11 protein-coding genes are annotated in these 15,829 nt (G+C 64.5%); all 11 read left to right on the top strand.

Annotated elements, in window-relative coordinates; all coding sequences use genetic code 11:
• Positions 1-44 precede the first annotated feature (44 nt).
• The 11 genes from tagH to ACB032_RS06605 all read left to right on the top strand — a co-directional run bounded on the left by tagH (position 45) and on the right by ACB032_RS06605 (position 15,761).
• Complete coding sequence (tagH, locus tag ACB032_RS06655) at positions 45-1,295, top strand: type VI secretion system-associated FHA domain protein TagH (protein ID WP_011705717.1); 1,251 nt, start codon at positions 45-47, stop codon at positions 1,293-1,295.
• Positions 1,295-1,810, top strand: coding sequence for a type VI secretion system lipoprotein TssJ (gene tssJ, locus ACB032_RS06650; protein WP_011705718.1), 516 nt, complete (start codon positions 1,295-1,297; stop codon positions 1,808-1,810). Before tagH ends, tssJ begins: the two co-directional genes overlap by 1 nt.
• Positions 1,811-1,812: 2 nt before the next feature.
• Complete coding sequence (gene tssK / locus ACB032_RS06645; protein ID WP_029301183.1) at positions 1,813-3,147, top strand: type VI secretion system baseplate subunit TssK; 1,335 nt, start codon at positions 1,813-1,815, stop codon at positions 3,145-3,147.
• A gap of 22 nt (positions 3,148-3,169) precedes the next feature.
• Complete coding sequence (gene icmH / locus ACB032_RS06640; protein WP_010634228.1) at positions 3,170-3,949, top strand: type IVB secretion system protein IcmH/DotU; 780 nt, start codon at positions 3,170-3,172, stop codon at positions 3,947-3,949.
• Positions 3,950-3,969: 20 nt separating this feature from the next.
• Positions 3,970-6,612 carry a type VI secretion system ATPase TssH gene (gene tssH / locus ACB032_RS06635; RefSeq protein WP_371137611.1) on the top strand — a complete coding sequence of 881 codons (2,643 nt, stop codon included), beginning with the start codon at positions 3,970-3,972 and terminating at the stop codon, positions 6,610-6,612.
• A 2-nt stretch (positions 6,613-6,614) separates the two neighbouring features.
• Positions 6,615-8,153, top strand: coding sequence for a sigma-54-dependent transcriptional regulator VasH (gene vasH, locus ACB032_RS06630; protein WP_045790047.1), 1,539 nt, complete (start codon positions 6,615-6,617; stop codon positions 8,151-8,153).
• The gene (vasI, locus tag ACB032_RS06625; protein ID WP_254199819.1) at positions 8,153-8,758 is read left to right on the top strand and encodes a type VI secretion system-associated protein VasI; all 606 of its coding nucleotides are present in this window, start codon (positions 8,153-8,155) and stop codon (positions 8,756-8,758) included. Before vasH ends, vasI begins: the two co-directional genes overlap by 1 nt.
• Before the next feature lie 8 nt (positions 8,759-8,766).
• The gene (tssA, locus tag ACB032_RS06620) at positions 8,767-10,212 is read left to right on the top strand and encodes a type VI secretion system protein TssA (RefSeq protein WP_371137610.1); all 1,446 of its coding nucleotides are present in this window, start codon (positions 8,767-8,769) and stop codon (positions 10,210-10,212) included.
• A 41-nt stretch (positions 10,213-10,253) separates the two neighbouring features.
• The gene (tssM, locus tag ACB032_RS06615; RefSeq protein WP_371137609.1) at positions 10,254-13,739 is read left to right on the top strand and encodes a type VI secretion system membrane subunit TssM; all 3,486 of its coding nucleotides are present in this window, start codon (positions 10,254-10,256) and stop codon (positions 13,737-13,739) included.
• A gap of 46 nt (positions 13,740-13,785) precedes the next feature.
• Positions 13,786-15,216: a VasL domain-containing protein gene (locus ACB032_RS06610; protein ID WP_371137608.1), complete on the top strand. Its 1,431-nt coding sequence runs from the start codon at positions 13,786-13,788 to the stop codon at positions 15,214-15,216.
• 257 nt (positions 15,217-15,473) lie between these two features.
• On the top strand, positions 15,474-15,761 hold the full coding sequence (locus ACB032_RS06605; protein ID WP_017411057.1) for a type VI secretion system PAAR protein: 288 nt from the start codon (positions 15,474-15,476) through the stop codon (positions 15,759-15,761).
• The last annotated feature ends 68 nt before the right edge of the window (positions 15,762-15,829 follow it).

Genomic DNA, 15,829 nt, shown 5'->3' with positions numbered 1-15,829 from the left:
GCAGCGCAGAAAATTTAACTACAGGAATCAGTGCAGGAGTAACTGTGGACGATTTTAACCAGCAACTTTCCCTGGTGGTGCTCAACAGCGAACAGCTCGACGGCAGCCAGCAGGTGCAGTACCGCTTCGACGAGATGGGGGGGACCCTGGGGGCCTCCGAACAGGATGACTGGCAACTGCGCGACAGGCTGGGGGCCGTCATGCCCGCCCACGCCCGCATCGAGCTCAACGACGGTCGCTTCTGCCTGTGCGATCTGAGCGGCCAGACCTATATCAACGGGGCCACTTCGCCCATCGGGCGGGCCCGAAAGGTGCATCTGGAGCAGGGGGACGAGCTCGTGGTCGGCCCGTTCCGGCTGCGCGCCTATCTGGGGGCCATCACCCCCGAGCAGAGCCTGCAACAGGTGCTGGGCAATCGCCCCACCGAGCAGCTGGACGAGTGGCTGACCAGCGATGAACCCGTCGTGCCCGCAGACGATCCGCGTACCCTGGCGGCCGATCCCTTGCTGGCATTGCAGCAGGAGCGCAGGGCGCCCAATCCGTTGATGGATGGCCCGCTGGCGGACGGTCGTCTGCAGGCTTCACTGCGTTCACAACCGGATGTGGACGTTCCCCCTCTTGCCCCTTTTTCTGCTGTCGAGAACACCATGAACCAAGAATTTCTGGATATGCCCGCCATCGAGAACCATCCCGATTATCAGCTGTCGCTGGACGGCGTCGATCACGTGGCCCTGACCCCGCTGATGCGCGGCCTGGGTCAACCCTTGCAACTGCAGGACACCCAGCAGGCCCACGACATGCTCGAAGAGATGGGCAAGACGGTGCGGGCCATGGTGGAGGGGTTGCTGCAGCTGCAAAACGAACAGGCGGCGCTGGCGGACAAGCACCTGCGCCCCATCGAGGACAACCCGCTGCGTCTGGGCCTCGATTATGACGAGACCCTGGCGGTGCTGTTTGCCGAGCAGAAGAGCCCGGTCCACCTGAGTGCACCGGCGGCGGTGGCCGAGAGCCTGCACAATGTGCGGATCCACCACGTGGCGAACCAGCAGGCCATCGGCGCGGCGCTTGACAGCATCCTGCAGGCGTTTTCGCCGCAGGCCCTGCTGGGGCGTTTCGAGCAATACCGCCGCAGCGGTGCACCGGGCACGGCCGACGAAGGCTGGGCCTGGGACATGTACCAGCATTACTACCGCGAGCTCACCTCCGCCCGCCAGCAGGGCTTCGACAAGCTGTTCCACCAGGTGTATGCCCAGGCCTATGACCAGGCCGTGCGTCAGCAACAGGGACTGATTTGATGATACGTGCGCTGATGCTGGGCGCCGCGCTGCTGGCCCTGGCAGGTTGTACCACCATGGGCAAGATGGCCGACGTGGCCATGAACCCGGATATCCAGGTGGGCAGCAATGACAGTCAACCGACGACCCTGGGACTGAGCCTGCTGGCGGAGCCTGACGTCAACCCCAACGAGAGCGGGGAGGCGGCGCCCATCGAGTTTCAGGTGGTGCTGCTGGCGGAGGATTCCAAGCTGCTCGCCACCGACTACGACCAGGTGACTGCGGACGTGGAGAAGGCCCTTGGCAAGAACTACCTGGATCATCAGGACTACACCCTGCTGCCGGGCCAGTTCAAATACCTGCCCCCCATCAAGCTCGACGAGAAGACCCGCTACATCGGGGTGATCGCACGCTACGCCGACCCCGACAGCGCCGAGTGGCGCAAGGTCATCAAGATCAAGAGCAAGGGAACGGCTTATCAAATCCTGGTGCACCTGCGCCTGGATGAAGTGGAACTGCAAAAAGAAGAAGAATAACCATGTCGAGTCGAAATCGGGTTATCTGGCGTGAGGGGCTGTTCATCAAGCCCCAGCACTTCCAGCAACAACAAAGACATTCGGATTACGCGCTGCACGCTCGCCTGAGCGCGCTGTCCGACTATTTCTATGGCTTGCAGTCGCTCGCCATCAACGAGGATTACCTGGGCTTTGGCCGCATCGCCCTGGTGGGGGCCACCGGCATCCTGCCGGACGGCACCGTGTTCAACATCCCCAATGACGACGTGCTGCCGACCCCGCTGGAAGTCACCGACGCCTCGGTGGCTAACCAGAAGGTCTATCTGGCACTGCCGCTCTCGGTGAGCGGCGTCAACGAGGTCAATCAGGGCGGCCAGGTGGCTACCCGGTTGCAGGCCCATCGCCACGACGTGCGCGATCTGCACAGCGAAGGGGGGGACGTGGTCTCCCTCGAAGTAGGGCGGGTCAGCCTGCGGCTGATGCTGGAGCGAGAAGACCGTAGTGCCTACGCATCTTTGGCCATCGCCCGCATTCTGGACAAGCGGCCGGACGGCGGCCTGGTGCTGGATCCCAACTTCATGCCCTGCAGCATCAGCGTCTCCGCCATCCCGACCCTCAAGCGCTTCCTCGGCGAGTCGGCCGGCCTCGTGGCCGAGCGGGCCCGCAGTCTCTCCCAGCGCATCGCCGCGCCGGGTCAGCAGGGGGTGGCCGACGTGGCTGAGTTCATGATGCTGCAACTGCTCAACCGAGCCCAGCCCCAGCTCTCCCATCTGGCGCGCCTTGGCACTCTGCACCCCGAGCGGTTGCACGAGGCGCTGGTGCAGCTCTGCGGCGAACTGATGACCTTTACCGACGAGTCCCGCCTGCCGCCCGAGTTCCCCGCCTATCGCCACGACGATCAGCAGGTGAGCTTCGAGCCGGTGATGCTGGCCCTGCGCCAGGCGCTCAGCACAGTGCTGTCGCCGCGCGCCGTCTCCATCCAGCTGCGCAAGCACCAGTACGGCATCATGGTGGCCATGGTCAACGAGAGCGAGCTGATGACCAGCGCCGACTTCGTGCTGGCGGTGCGTGCCCGCATGCCGCAGGAGCAGCTGCGCAAACAACTGCTGCAGCAGACCAAGGTGGCCTCCAGCGACAAGATCCGCGAGCTCATCAGCCTGCAGCTGCCCGGTATTCCGCTGCTGCCGCTGCCGGTGGCGCCGCGCCAGCTGCCCTATCACGCCGGTTACAGCTACTTCCAGCTCGATCGGCAGAGCCCGGCCTGGCAGATGCTGGCGGTGGGCAACACCCTTGCCTTCCACATCGCCGGCGACTTCCCCGAGCTCGACATGCAGCTCTGGGCCATTCGCAGCCAGTGATCGCACCAAGGAATAAGCAGAGATGACCACGGACATTATCAAGAACGAGCAACTCAGCGACCTGCTGTTCGATCATGCCGAGCAGCTGGACATGGATTCGGACTACTGGTTCCGCCTGCGCGGCCAGAGCATCAACCCGATGATCGATGCGGTGACCCCCTTGCTGGGGCTGGTGCAGCGGGTACGCCTGCTGTCGCGCTACGACCGGGTGCCCGAGCTCTACCAGCGGGTGGTGACCGAGATCCAGGCCATCGAGCAGGAGCTGATGGCCCAGGGCTACGAGAACGGGGTGGTGCTGTCGTTTCGCTACATCCTCTGCACCTTCATCGACGAGGCCGTGATGGGCCGCGACTGGGGCAGTCAAAGCGAATGGTCCGAGCACTCCCTGCTGACCCGCTTTCACAACGAGACCTGGGGCGGCGAGAAGGTGTTCGTGCTGCTGGCCCGCCTGCAGGAAGACCCGGTGCGTTATCGCGACATTCTGGAGTTCATCTACCTCTGTCTGTGCCTCGGTTTCGAGGGGCGTTACAAGGTGATGAGCAAGGGACAAGGGGAGTTCGAGCGCATCGTGCGCCAGCTGCACAAGCAGTTGGCCCCCGAGGCCGGTGGCGAGGCGCCCAGCGTGTTTCACCTCGATCTGGGGCAGCAGGCCTCCCGCTACCAGCTGCGCAAGCAGGTTTCCCTGCGCAGCCTGTTCATGGGCGGGGCGTTGATCCTGGCGCTGATCTTCGGCCTCTATCACCACCAACTCAATAACCAGACCCAGGACGTTCTGCGTCAACTGGGCGAATTATTAAAATAAAATACTAAGGAGAGCACGCCTTGATTCGTATAGAGCTACCGGTACTGGTGGAAAGACTCAACCCCATCTGCCGTCACATGCTGGAGGAGGCCGCGGCCCTCTGTGTCAATCACCAGGGAGCCGAGATCCGCATCGAGCATTTGCTGCTCAAGATGCTGGAGACCCCGCTGAGCGACGTGCGCCAGATCCTGAAGGTGGCCGAGGTGGAGGTGGAAGAGCTCAAGACCCTGCTGCAACCGTCCGCTGCCGACAGCAGCTATGGCCAGGGTTACCCTTCCTTCTCGCCCATGCTGGTGGAGTGGCTGCAAGACAGCTGGCTGCTCGCCTCCGCCGAGCTGCAACATGCCCAGCTGCGCAGCGGCGTCATGCTGCTGGTGCTGCTGATGACCCCCCAGCGCTACCTGCCGGGCTCGGTGACCCGCCTGCTTGCCAAGGTCAATCGCGAGCTGCTGCGCCAGCAGTTTGACGAGTGGGTCAAGGAGTCCGCCGAGACGCAAGTGACCACCGCCCCCGGCGGCAAGACGGCCCAGGCAGCCCTGCCGGCCGATGCCAGCCTGCTGGCCCGTTTTACCGTCAACGTGACCGAACAGGCCCGCCAGGGCAGCCTGGATCCCGTGCTCTGCCGGGATCACGAAATCGACCTGATGATCGACATCCTCTCCCGTCGTCGCAAGAACAACCCCATCGTGGTGGGGGAGGCCGGTGTCGGCAAGAGCGCCCTCATCGAGGGGCTGGCTCTGCGCATGGTGGCGGGTCAGGTGCCCGAGAAGCTGCGCGGGGTCGAGCTGATGACCCTGGATCTGGGTGCCATGCAGGCCGGCGCCTCGGTCAAGGGGGAGTTCGAGAAGCGCTTCAAGGGGGTGATGCAGGAGGTCAAGGACGCCGTGCAACCGGTCATTCTGTTCATCGACGAGGCGCACACCCTGATCGGGGCCGGCAACCAGGCCGGCGGGCTGGATGTTTCCAACCTTATCAAGCCGGCGCTGGCCCGGGGCGAGCTGCGCACCATCGCCGCTACCACCTGGGGCGAGTACAAGAAGTACGTGGAAAAAGACGCGGCCTTGTCGCGCCGCTTCCAGCTGGTGAAAGTCGGTGAGCCCGATGCCGACGAGGCCACCGTGATCCTGCGCGGCCTGCGCAGCATCTACGAGAAGGCCCACGGGGTGCTGATCGACGAGGAGGCGCTGCAGGCCGCTGCCCAGCTCTCAGCCCGTTACATCTCCGGCCGTCAGCTGCCGGACAAGGCGATCGACGTGCTCGATACCGCCTGTGCCCGGGTGGCCATCAACCTCACCACGCCGCCACGCGCGGTCAGCCACCTGCAAAACGCGCTGCGTCAGCGTGAGCTGGAGATCCGCCAGCTGGAGCGCCAGAGCCTGATCGGTCTCGGTGACAACGCAGAGCGCCTGGCCGAGTTGCAGGCGGCCCAACAGGCTTGCCGTGAAGAACTGGCCGAGCAGGAAGCCCGGTGGCAGCAGCAGCAAGGGCTGGTGCACCAGATTGTCGAGCTGCGTGCAGCCCTGCTGGCCGATCAGCAGGATGAGATGCTGACCAGAGAGGCGCTGGATCTCGCCGATGCACCGCTCGATCCGCAGGCCGCTGCCGAGCAGCTGGCCACCCTCGAGCGCGAGCTGGCCGAGTTGCAGCAAGGAGAAGTGCTGGTCTCCGCCCACGTCGACAAGACCCAGATCGCCGCCGTCATCGCCGAGTGGACCGGGGTGCCCCTCAATCGTATCTCCCAGGGGGAGCTCGATGTGGTGACCCGCCTGCCGGAATACCTTGGCGAGCTTATCAAGGGGCAGGATGTGGCGGTGGCCCACCTGCACAAGCACCTGCTGACCGCCCGCGCCGATCTGCGTCGTCCCGGCCGCCCGCTCGGCGCCTTCCTGCTGGTGGGGCCGAGCGGGGTCGGCAAGACCGAAACCGTGCTGCAGATTGCCGAGCTGATGTTCGGTGGCCGCCAGTATCTGACCACCATCAACATGTCCGAGTATCAGGAGAAGCACACCGTCTCGCGCCTGATCGGCTCGCCGCCCGGCTATGTCGGTTTCGGTGAGGGGGGCGTGCTGACCGAGGCCATTCGGCAGAAACCTTACTCCGTGGTGCTGCTGGACGAGGTGGAGAAGGCCCACCCGGACGTGCTCAATCTCTTCTATCAGGCGTTCGACAAGGGCGAGCTGGCGGACGGGGAAGGGCGCATCATCGACTGCAAGAACGTGGTCTTCTTCCTCACCTCCAACCTCGGTTTCCAGACCATCGTCGATCACGCCGAGCAGCCCGACGTGCTGCTGGATGCCCTCTATCCGGAGCTCGCCGCCTTCTTCAAGCCGGCGTTGCTGGCGCGCATGGAGGTGATCCCCTATCTGCCGCTGGGTCACGATACGCTAGTGCAGATTGTGGGCGGCAAGCTCAACCGGCTGGTCAAGCTGCTCAAGGAGCGCTTTGGCGCCGAGGTGGTGCTGGACGACGAGGTGGCCGAGGAGATCCTGCTGCGGGCCAATCGCAGCGAGAACGGTGCCCGCATGCTCGAATCCGTCATCGATGGTGCCCTGCTGCCGCCGGTCTCCCTGCAGCTGCTGCAGCGCCTCTCGGCCGGTGAACCCATCAAGCGCGTCCACTTTTCCGTGGCCGATCACCAGTTCGTGGCCGAGGTGGGGGCTTGAGTATGGAGCAAGCCCTCGCATTTGCCCTGGCCCTCACCGCCCAGCGCGATGAGCCGCACCTGTGCCACTGGTGGAGCTCGACCGTCCATGCCAGTTTCCAGCCCAGGGGGCTGCTGCTCGGCATGCTGGATGTGAGCGGCCGCCAGCTGGAGTGCCAAGGCTGGGTCAGGGGGAAGGAAGTGGCGCTGGGGCTGGCGGTGGACGATTTTTCCCACCCCCTTGCCTATGTGCTGCACAAGGCCCAGTCCCGCACCTGGGACTCCCTCTACGGCGGTGCTCGCATCGAGCACGCCGGTTTTCGCGCACTGCTGGCCAACCTTGGCCAGCAGTGTGGGCTGCATGCGTATCCGCTGCTGGATGGCAACGGCAAGCCGTTTGCCGTGCTGGCCCTGATGGATGAAGGGGAGGTGCTGCGGGCCTGGGCCGACGGCCCCGAGCTGGCCCAGCTCTCCCAGGTCTTTTGCAACCAGCTCACCCTCATTCGCGATCTCGGTCGCAGTCGGCGGGATCAGGGGGTACTGCGTGACTCCCTGCGCCAGATGAAGGGAGAGGGGGAGCGATTGCGCCAGCACGAGAAACTGCTCGGCGATCAGCTGGTCGGTCAGTCGGCGGTGATCCGCGGGCTGCGCGAGCAGATCAATCAGGCCGGCCAGCACAAGCTGACCGTGCTGATCCAGGGGGAGACCGGCAGCGGCAAGGAGGTGGTGGCACGGCTGGTGCACCAGTGCTCCGATCGCGCCAACAAGCCCTTTGTCGCCATCAACTGCGCCGCCATCCCGGAGAACCTCATCGAGAGCGAGCTGTTTGGTTACCAGAAGGGGGCCTTCTCCGGCGCCCTTGCCAACAAGACCGGGCTGGTGGCCCAGGCCAACGGCGGCACCCTGTTTCTGGACGAGGTGGGGGACATGCCCGCTGCAATGCAGGCCAAGCTGCTGCGGGTGCTGGAAACCCGCAGTTACCGGCCGCTCGGGGCCGAGCAGGAGTATCACTCCGATTTTCGCCTCATCGCCGCCACCCATCAGCCGCTCACCCGCCATGTGGAGGAGGGGCAGTTTCGGGCCGACCTCTATCACCGTCTCTGTCAGTGCCTGCTGCTGATCGCCCCCTTGCGCGAGCACATGGATGACGTGCCGCTGCTCTGTCAGCACTTCATGGCCCAGTTTGCCGCCCAGGATGGCAAGACCCTGGTGGGGCTGCAGCGCAAGTTCTTGAAACAGCTGCAGACCTATGACTTCCCCGGCAACGTGCGCGAGCTGCGCAACCTGCTGGAGGTGGCCTGTGCCCATACCCGTCACGGGGAGGAAGTGGGGCTGGAGGCGCTGCCGCCGGAGCTGCGCGAGCGGGTCTGCGTCGAGTTGCCCGGCACCATGGACGACTACAACCACATCCGAGATCTGCGCCGGGCCATGCAGCAGTACGAGGCCTCCGTCATCGAGGCGCGGCTGCGCCACTTCCAGGGCAATCGGATGCTGGTGGCCGAGAGCCTCAACATTCCCAAGCGCACCCTGGATCACAAGTGCCAGAAACTGGAGGTGAACTGATGAGCATCCTCGGCTTGTTGCCGCTGCTGCTGGCCACCAGTGCGGCCGAGGTCCCGCTGGACATGGCGCGCTGGCAGGCCTGCCGGCAGGAACCTTCGCCGCTGGTACGGCTCGCCTGCTACGACGCCATCGGCAATGGTGCGGCCAGTGCCGCCGAAGGGGCAGCCCCCAAGTCAGCGGCCTGGCAGGCCATCTGGGCCCAGGAGCAGGCCCGCACGCCAGCGAGCGCGCCCTTTCTGCTGCAGAGCGACGCAGGCAGTGGCAGTGAAACCCTCACCCGCCCGGCACTGCGCGGGGCGACCCTGGCCATCGGCTGCGTCGACAGCATCACCCATATCCGGCTGCGGCTGGACAGCCCCTGGAGCGGCGAGAAAGTGCAGGTCGAGCTGGATGGTCAACCGAGTGCCGGCTCCCAGAGCTGGTTTATCCGGGATCAGGGTCTGTTGCTGGAATATGGCCGCGGTCTGCCCGCCATCGAGGAGCTCAAGCGCTGGCAGGGCCATCGCGAGCTGCAGGTGCGGGCCGACAACGGCTCCCTCTTGCGGGTCGATTTGAGCGGCCTGAAAGAGGCGCTGGCACCGCTGCGTCAGCAGTGCCGCTGGTAGGAGGGGCGATGAGCTATCAACATCCCTGGTGTGCACGCCTGCTCACCAGCCTGCCGGATGAACAGATAAGAGGCGCCGTGCTGGCCGACGAGCCGCGCTGGGACTACGTGGAGACCGAGCTGGTCAAGCTGGGATCCCTCGCTCACAGCCAGGTCGATCTCAATGCGGTGGCCGAGGCCTGCCTCGGCTTGCTGGAGAGCCGCACCAAGGACATGCGGGTGCTGGCCCAGCTGCTGCGCTGTCTGCAGCACCCGGCCAAGGCGACCCCGCTGGGGGCGGCGATCAGCCTGCTGGAGGCCTGGATCCAGGCTTACTGGCTGCTGGCCTGGCCCGGCAATGCCAGCCAGAAGCAGCGGCTGATGGTGCAGATCGTCAAGCGCTTCGAAGGGGCCCTGCCGCGTATTTGCGAGAGCGCTTCGGCGGCCGAGCTGGCCCAGCTGCTGGCCCAGGCCGAGCAGCTGGAGCGGGTCTGGCTGGCGCAGTGTCCCGACAAGGGGGAGCTGCTCGACCCGCTGGTGATGGGACTGAAGCGGGCCCAGCGCCAGCAGGTGGCACAGGCCGAGGCCAATGCGGCAGGGCAGCCCCAGAGCAGCGGCGCGGCGGCAGCGGGCTCCCCGGTATCGGTGGCGTCGACCGCCAGCGGTGTCGGCGCCATGGTGCTCAGCGGCGGTGGCGGCAATGCCGGCGTCGACGTCGACAGTTCCAACGATCGCGCCTGGCGCCAGACCCAGCTCAAGGTGGCGGAGCTCCTGATCGAGCGCCAGCCGGAGGCGGCAGTGGGCTATCGACTGCGCCGTCACGCTGTCTGGGCCGGGATCACGGCGGTCCCCATGAGCGGGGCGGGCAATAAAACCCCGTTGGCGCCCATGTCGGCGGACATGGTGGATGAGTACCGCGCCGCCATGAACAGCCCTGATCAGGGGCTCTGGCAGCGCATCGAACAGAGCCTGACCCTGGCGCCCTACTGGTTCGAGGGACACAGGCTCTCGGCCGAGGTGGCCCAGAAGCTCGGCTTTGGGGCGGTGGCCCAGGCGATCGCCGAGGAGCTCGGGACTTTTCTGCAGCGCCTGCCGGCCCTGCGGGAACTCGCCTTTAGTGACGGTACGCCGTTTCTCTCCCCCGAGTGCAGCCGCTGGCTGCAACCGGCCAAGGGCGGCAGTGCGGGCAGTGGCGAGGCGGGGCTGGCCGAGGAGGTCGCCCAGCGCCACGGCGAGCAGGGGGTCGCGGCGGCGCTCGCCCTGCTCGATGAGCGGATTGCGCAGTTGAAAGAGCCAAGAGATCGCTTCCACGCCTTGCTGGTGCAGGCGGAGCTGTTGGCGCAGGAAGGCATGGAGGCGCTTGCGCGCCAGCACTATCAACACTTGTGGCAAGAGGCCAGTCGCCTTGGGTTGTCGCACTGGGAGCCCGGGCTGGTCAACCGCCTGGAGAGCCTGGCGGCGCCGTTGTCGAAATGAATGCCGAAATGAGTCATTGAGTCGGAGTTGGATCACATTTTATGTTCAAAACCATTTTTACTTTTCTGCGGCAACAGCTGCCGAAATTGAAACCCTCCTGGCCCCTGCTCGGTGCTGTGCTCTGGGTGCTGGCTCTCATTCTGGTGTGGTGGCTGGGCCCTCGTCTCGAGGTGCGCGACGCCAAGCCGTTCGAGCCGCTGTGGGGGCGGGTGGTGTTCACCCTGCTCTTGCTCTGGTTGCTGCTGGGAGTGGTCTCCTGGCGGGTGTGGCGCAAGATGCAGCAGCTCAAGGCCGAGCGTCAGCACGAGGTGGTGCTGGAGCAGGATCCGGTCAAGGGGCTCATCGACAGGCAGGCGCTGTTCCTCGATCGCTGGCTGCAGGCGTTGAATACCCATCTGGGCAAGGGGGCGCTCTACGCCATGCCCTGGTATCTGGTGCTGGGGCTGCCCGGCAGCGGCAAGAGCAGCCTCATTCACCGCGCCAACCCGGCCAACAAGCTCAACCCGAGACTCGATACCGAGCTGCGCGACGTGGCGCAGGATCAGCTGGTGGATTGCTGGTTGGGGGAACAGGCGGTGATGCTGGATCCTGCCGGGGTGCTGCTCTCCCAGAGCGAAGCAGAACTGGATCCCCAGGCCCGCAAGCATGAGCGGCTCTGGCTGCACCTGCTCGGCTGGCTCAATGAACACCGTCGTCGCCAGCCCCTCAACGGCCTGGTGCTGACCGTGGATCTGGCCTGGCTCTCCCACGCCAGCGTGGCCGAGCGCAAGGCCTATGCCCAGCTGATGCGCTCGCGCCTGCAGGAGGTGTCGGCCACCATGAATACCCGGTTGCCGCTCTATGTCGTCTTCACCAAGCTCGATCTGCTGCGCGGCTTTGAGGTGATCTACCAGCAGCTCGACAAGGAGGCCCGCGAGGCCGTGCTGGGGGTGACCTTCAAGCCTAGCGCCGATTGGCAGCAGGATCTGGCCCTGTTCTGGGATCAGTGGGTGGACAACCTCAACCAGAATCTGCCCGAGCTGATGCTGAGCCGGCTCGATGCCGCCCAGCGCAACGCGCTGTTCTCGTTCGTGCGCCAGCTGGCGGGCCTCAAGGATTACGTGACCAGCCTGCTGGCCGAGACCCTGGCCATCGAGGAGAGCAAGCCGCTGCTGGTACGCGGGGTCTATGTCAGCTCCGTTTATCAGCAAGGGGTGCCGTTCGATGCGTTTGCCCAGGCGGCCTCCCGCCGCTACAACCTGCCAGAGCCCATCCACTCGGCCCTGCGTGGGGAGTCCAACACCTACTTCGTGCGCCAGCTGTTCTCCTCCATCATCTTCCCGGAGGCCCATCTGGCCGGCGAAAACCGGCTGCATACCCTCTATCGCCGGCGCCGCATGGCCATCGGCCTCAGCTGTCTGTCGCTCTTCTCGGCCGCCCTCATCGGTGGCTGGCACTACTTCTACCGGGTCAACGAGGAGGCGGGCCGCAACGTATTGACCAAGGCTCAGGCCTTCATGGAGACCAACGAGGTGGCCGACGCCCACGCCTTCGGCGTGAGCCAGCTGCCGCGTCTGAACCTCATTCGCGAGGCGACCCTCTCCTTTGGCAACTACCGCGAGCGGATGCCGTTGGTGGCCGACCTCGGCCTCTACCAGGGGGACGAGATCGGTCCTTATGTGGAAGGCTCCTACCTGCAACTGCTGAGCCTGCGCTTCCTGCCGGCCCAGATGCAGGGATTGCTGGCGGATCTCAACCAGGCGCCTGCCGGCAGCGAAGAGAAGCTTGCCATCCTGCGGGTGATGCGGATGCTGGACGATGCGTCCGGTCGCAACAAGGAGCTGGTGGCGCAGTACATGGCGAGCCGCTGGCAGAAGGCCTTCCCGGGGCAGGGCGCGGTACAGGAGCAGCTGATGGGGCACCTGGACTATGCCCTCGATCACACCAACTGGTATGGCGCCAGGGCCGAGCGGGATCAGGCCGCCATCACCGCCTTCGTGCCGTTCAAGGAGCCGGTCTACGGTGCCCAGCGCGAGCTCGGCAAGCTGCCCATGTATCAGCGGGTCTACCAGAATCTGGTGGTGAAGGCGGGCGATGTATTGCCGCCGGATCTCAACGTGCGTGACGAGGTGGGCCCTACCTTCGACACCGTGTTTGCCCTGCGCAGCGACAACGCCGGCCAGGTGCCGCGGCTGCTCACCTGGCCCGGTTTCAACGACTTCTTCCTGAAACAAGACAAGGCACTCATCGATCTCACCGCGATGGATGCCTGGGTGCTGGGCCAGCGCAAGCTGAGCCAGCTGAGCGAGGCCGATCGCAAGGAGATCACCCGTCAGGTCAACGACCGCTACGTCACCGATTACGTCAACCAGTGGCAAAAACTGCTGACCAATCTGGACGTGCAGACCCTGGAGAGCCCGGAGCAGGCGCTCGACGTGCTGGCCGCCATTACTGGCAACGATCAGCCGTTCCAACGGGTACTGGCCTCGCTGGATGACAACACCCGCATTCGCAAGATCTCCGATGTGGAAGGGGACCCGGCCCAGGCCATCAGCGCCCGTATCGGTCGTCCCTTTATGGCCACTAATGGAGTATTGGCTGGACGTGGTGAGCAGGGACCGCTCATTCAGGAGGTCAACCAGAAGCTGGTGGAGCTGCAGCACTACCTGGAGCTCATCGTCAACGCCACCGAGCCGGGTCAGTCCGCCTTGAAAGCGGTGCAGCTGCGCATGACCAACAAGTACGCCGATCCGGTGTTCGCCCTGCAGCAATATGCCCGCAGCCTGCCGGCCCCGCTCGATCGCTGGGTGGGTCAACTCTCCGATCAGAGCTCGCGGCTGGTGATCGACCTTGCCATGTCCTCCCTCAACCAGGAGTGGCAGGACAAGGTGCTGGCCCCCTTCAACAGCCAGCTGGCCGGTCGTTATCCGTTTGACCCGAGCTCGAACAAGGACGTGCCCCTCTCCGAGATGGAGCGCTTCTTCGCACCCAACGGGACGCTGGACAGCTTCTATCAGGTCAACCTCAAACCCATGGTGGAGAGCGGCCTGATGGAAGGGGAGTTCAGCTCGCCCATCCAGGCAGAGCTGGTCAAGCAGCTGGACCGTGCTGCCCGCATTCGTCAGATCTTCTTCAGTCAGCAGGGCAACCTGGAGGTGCAGTTCGCCCTCGAGCCCATCGAGCTCACCGCCAACAAGCGGCGCAGCGTGCTGAACCTGGATGGCCAGCTGCTGGAATACGCCCACGGCCGTCGTACCAAGATCCCGCTGGTGTGGCCCAACACCATGCGCGACGGGGCTGAGAGCAAGATCACCCTGGTGCCGGCCGCCCGCGAGCGTTCACCGCGCAGTGAAGGCTTCGTCGGCCCCTGGGCCATGTTCCGCCTGATGGACAAGGGGGAGCTGACCCAGGTCAATGACGCCACCTTCGATGTGCGCTTCCCGGTGGATCAGGGGGCCATGACCTATCGCGTCTACACCGACAGCGCGCAAAACCCCTTCACCGGCGGCCTGTTCAGCCAGTTCAGACTGCCCGAATCCCTCTATTGATCGCGTCGGGGGCACGTTGTGCCCCCTTCCTGCGTTGGAAGTTCATATGTCACAGAATCAACAAGGTCAGCAGGCCCTGAAAGTGGGGCGCGACCCCAGGATGTTGCCGGAGTATGAGGCGCTGCGGGCCGAGATCAACAAGCTCAGCCACGCTTCGCGCCCCGAAGTGGACTGGCAGCGGATCCATCAGCTCGCCAGCCTTATCTTCGAAAAACACGGGGTGGATCTGCAGACCGCCATCTACTTCACCCTGGCGCGTTCGCGCCTGCAGGGGCTGAGCGGTTTTACCGAAGGATGCGAGTTTCTCGCCAACCTCATCGTCACCCAGTGGGAGAGCTTCTGGCCACCGGTCCATCAGGAGCGGGCCCGCATCGAGATGCTCGACTGGTTTATCGCCCGCATCAGCGACGTCATTCGCCAGTACCAGATCAGCCACGGGGACAAGCGGCTGATCTATCGCTGCGAGCGGGCGCTGCAGCTCATCAGCGAGAAGCTGCACAACGCGGATCTGAGCCGCATTCCCCGGGTCGAGAATCTGGTGCACTTCATCGAGGGGTATACCCACCTCTTTGACGAGACCGAGATCGTCATCGTTTCCGACGAGCCGGGCCTCAAGGAGGATCTGCAGATCCCGCCCATGGTGTTCTTCAAGTCCGACCTGGAGAGTGATCTCGGCGGCACGGTTTCGGCATCGACCCCGCACCTGCCTCAGGGCAGCATTCTGGTGGGGCGAGAGAAGGGGCAGGTCAAGCCCACCGTGCTCAAGATAGAGCAGCACCGCCGACAGCGTCCGGCCTGGTTCTGGTTTGGTTGCGGCCTGCTCAGCTGCGCCTTGCCGGTGATGGGGTGGCTCGGTTGGCAGCAACATCAGCAGGAGAAAACCGTGGCAGCCCAGCGTCTGGTGCAGCCAGCCGCCGAACTGCCCCGAGCCCTCAGCTATGACGACATTCGCCAGGCACGCATCGTGCTGGGGGAGCAGACCCTGCAGAACATGGAGAGCGATCTGGTGGCCCGCTACCAGAACCAGTTGACCCGGCTCGAGCAGACGTCGCCGCTCTACTGGTATCGCTACGGCGAAGGGCTGCGCAACTCGCTCTTGATGCTCTATCCCGACTCGCTGGCGGTCAAGGCGCTGGACAAGCAGTGGCAGACGCAGCTTGGCGGTCAGCAGGGGGATGTCATCAACGTGCCCACCTACCTGGATGCCCGCGCCGGGGTGGATGCCCTGCTCGATCAGCTGCTGGAGCTGGAGCGCCAGCGCAAGACGGTGACCATCTCCTACCTCAAGTCCCAGCTCTACGAAGTACAGAAGAACCTGATGCAGAACATCCCGTTCAGTCTGCGCCTCGGTGAACTGGAGGCGAGAAAAGCCTCACAGGAGCCCATCACGGCTGCCGAGCTCAAAAACCTGGAAAATGATCTGAAAGCACTCAATATCCGCCTCTATCAGCTGCAGCAGGGTGCTCCTGGTAGCTGAAAGTACTGCCTTGAGCAAAAAATTGCGCAAGACATGGTGGGTTTGACTGGCAAGGCAAGGTTTGCCGGGAAACTTGCCCTGTCTTGCGCAATGGATTGCAGCAGATTGGTCAGAAGCAGCGATCTTGAATCGTAATTGACTGATTTTTAATGTGATTGTGGGCGACTTAGGCATGGCATGGAGGCTGCTGGGTCGCCGTTCCAACTGTCTCTGCACCAGGCTGCGCTTGCACCATGGTTGCCCCACGGAGAATCCAGATGTGTCCTTCTATTGCATTGCTCGGTGACATCGGCACCGACCACGATGGTTTCCACCCATCCCCCGTGATTGCCGCCAGCCCGGATGTGTTCCTCGATGGCAAGCCGGTGGCCCGCCAGGGTGATCCGCTGGCCCCCCACGACAAACCCAACAACCCACCCCATCCGCGCAGCATCTCGGGCGGGGTCGGCTCTGTGCTGGTCAACGGCAAGCCCATCGCCGTGACCGGCACCGCCGTCGGCTGCGGCGGTGTGGTGATTGGCTCAGGCAGCGGACAGGCAGGTTAAGGAGCGCTTCATGGCAGACAGCACAGGATTACAATTTACCGTCAAGGTGGGGGCCCTGCCCGAGAGCA

The sequence above is a fragment of the Aeromonas sp. S5(2024) genome (assembly GCF_041403025.1).
GTDB lineage: Bacteria > Pseudomonadota > Gammaproteobacteria > Enterobacterales > Aeromonadaceae > Aeromonas > Aeromonas hydrophila.
The sequence above is the reverse complement of the archived record's forward strand: the minus strand, read 5'-3'. Positions and strand labels throughout refer to the sequence as shown.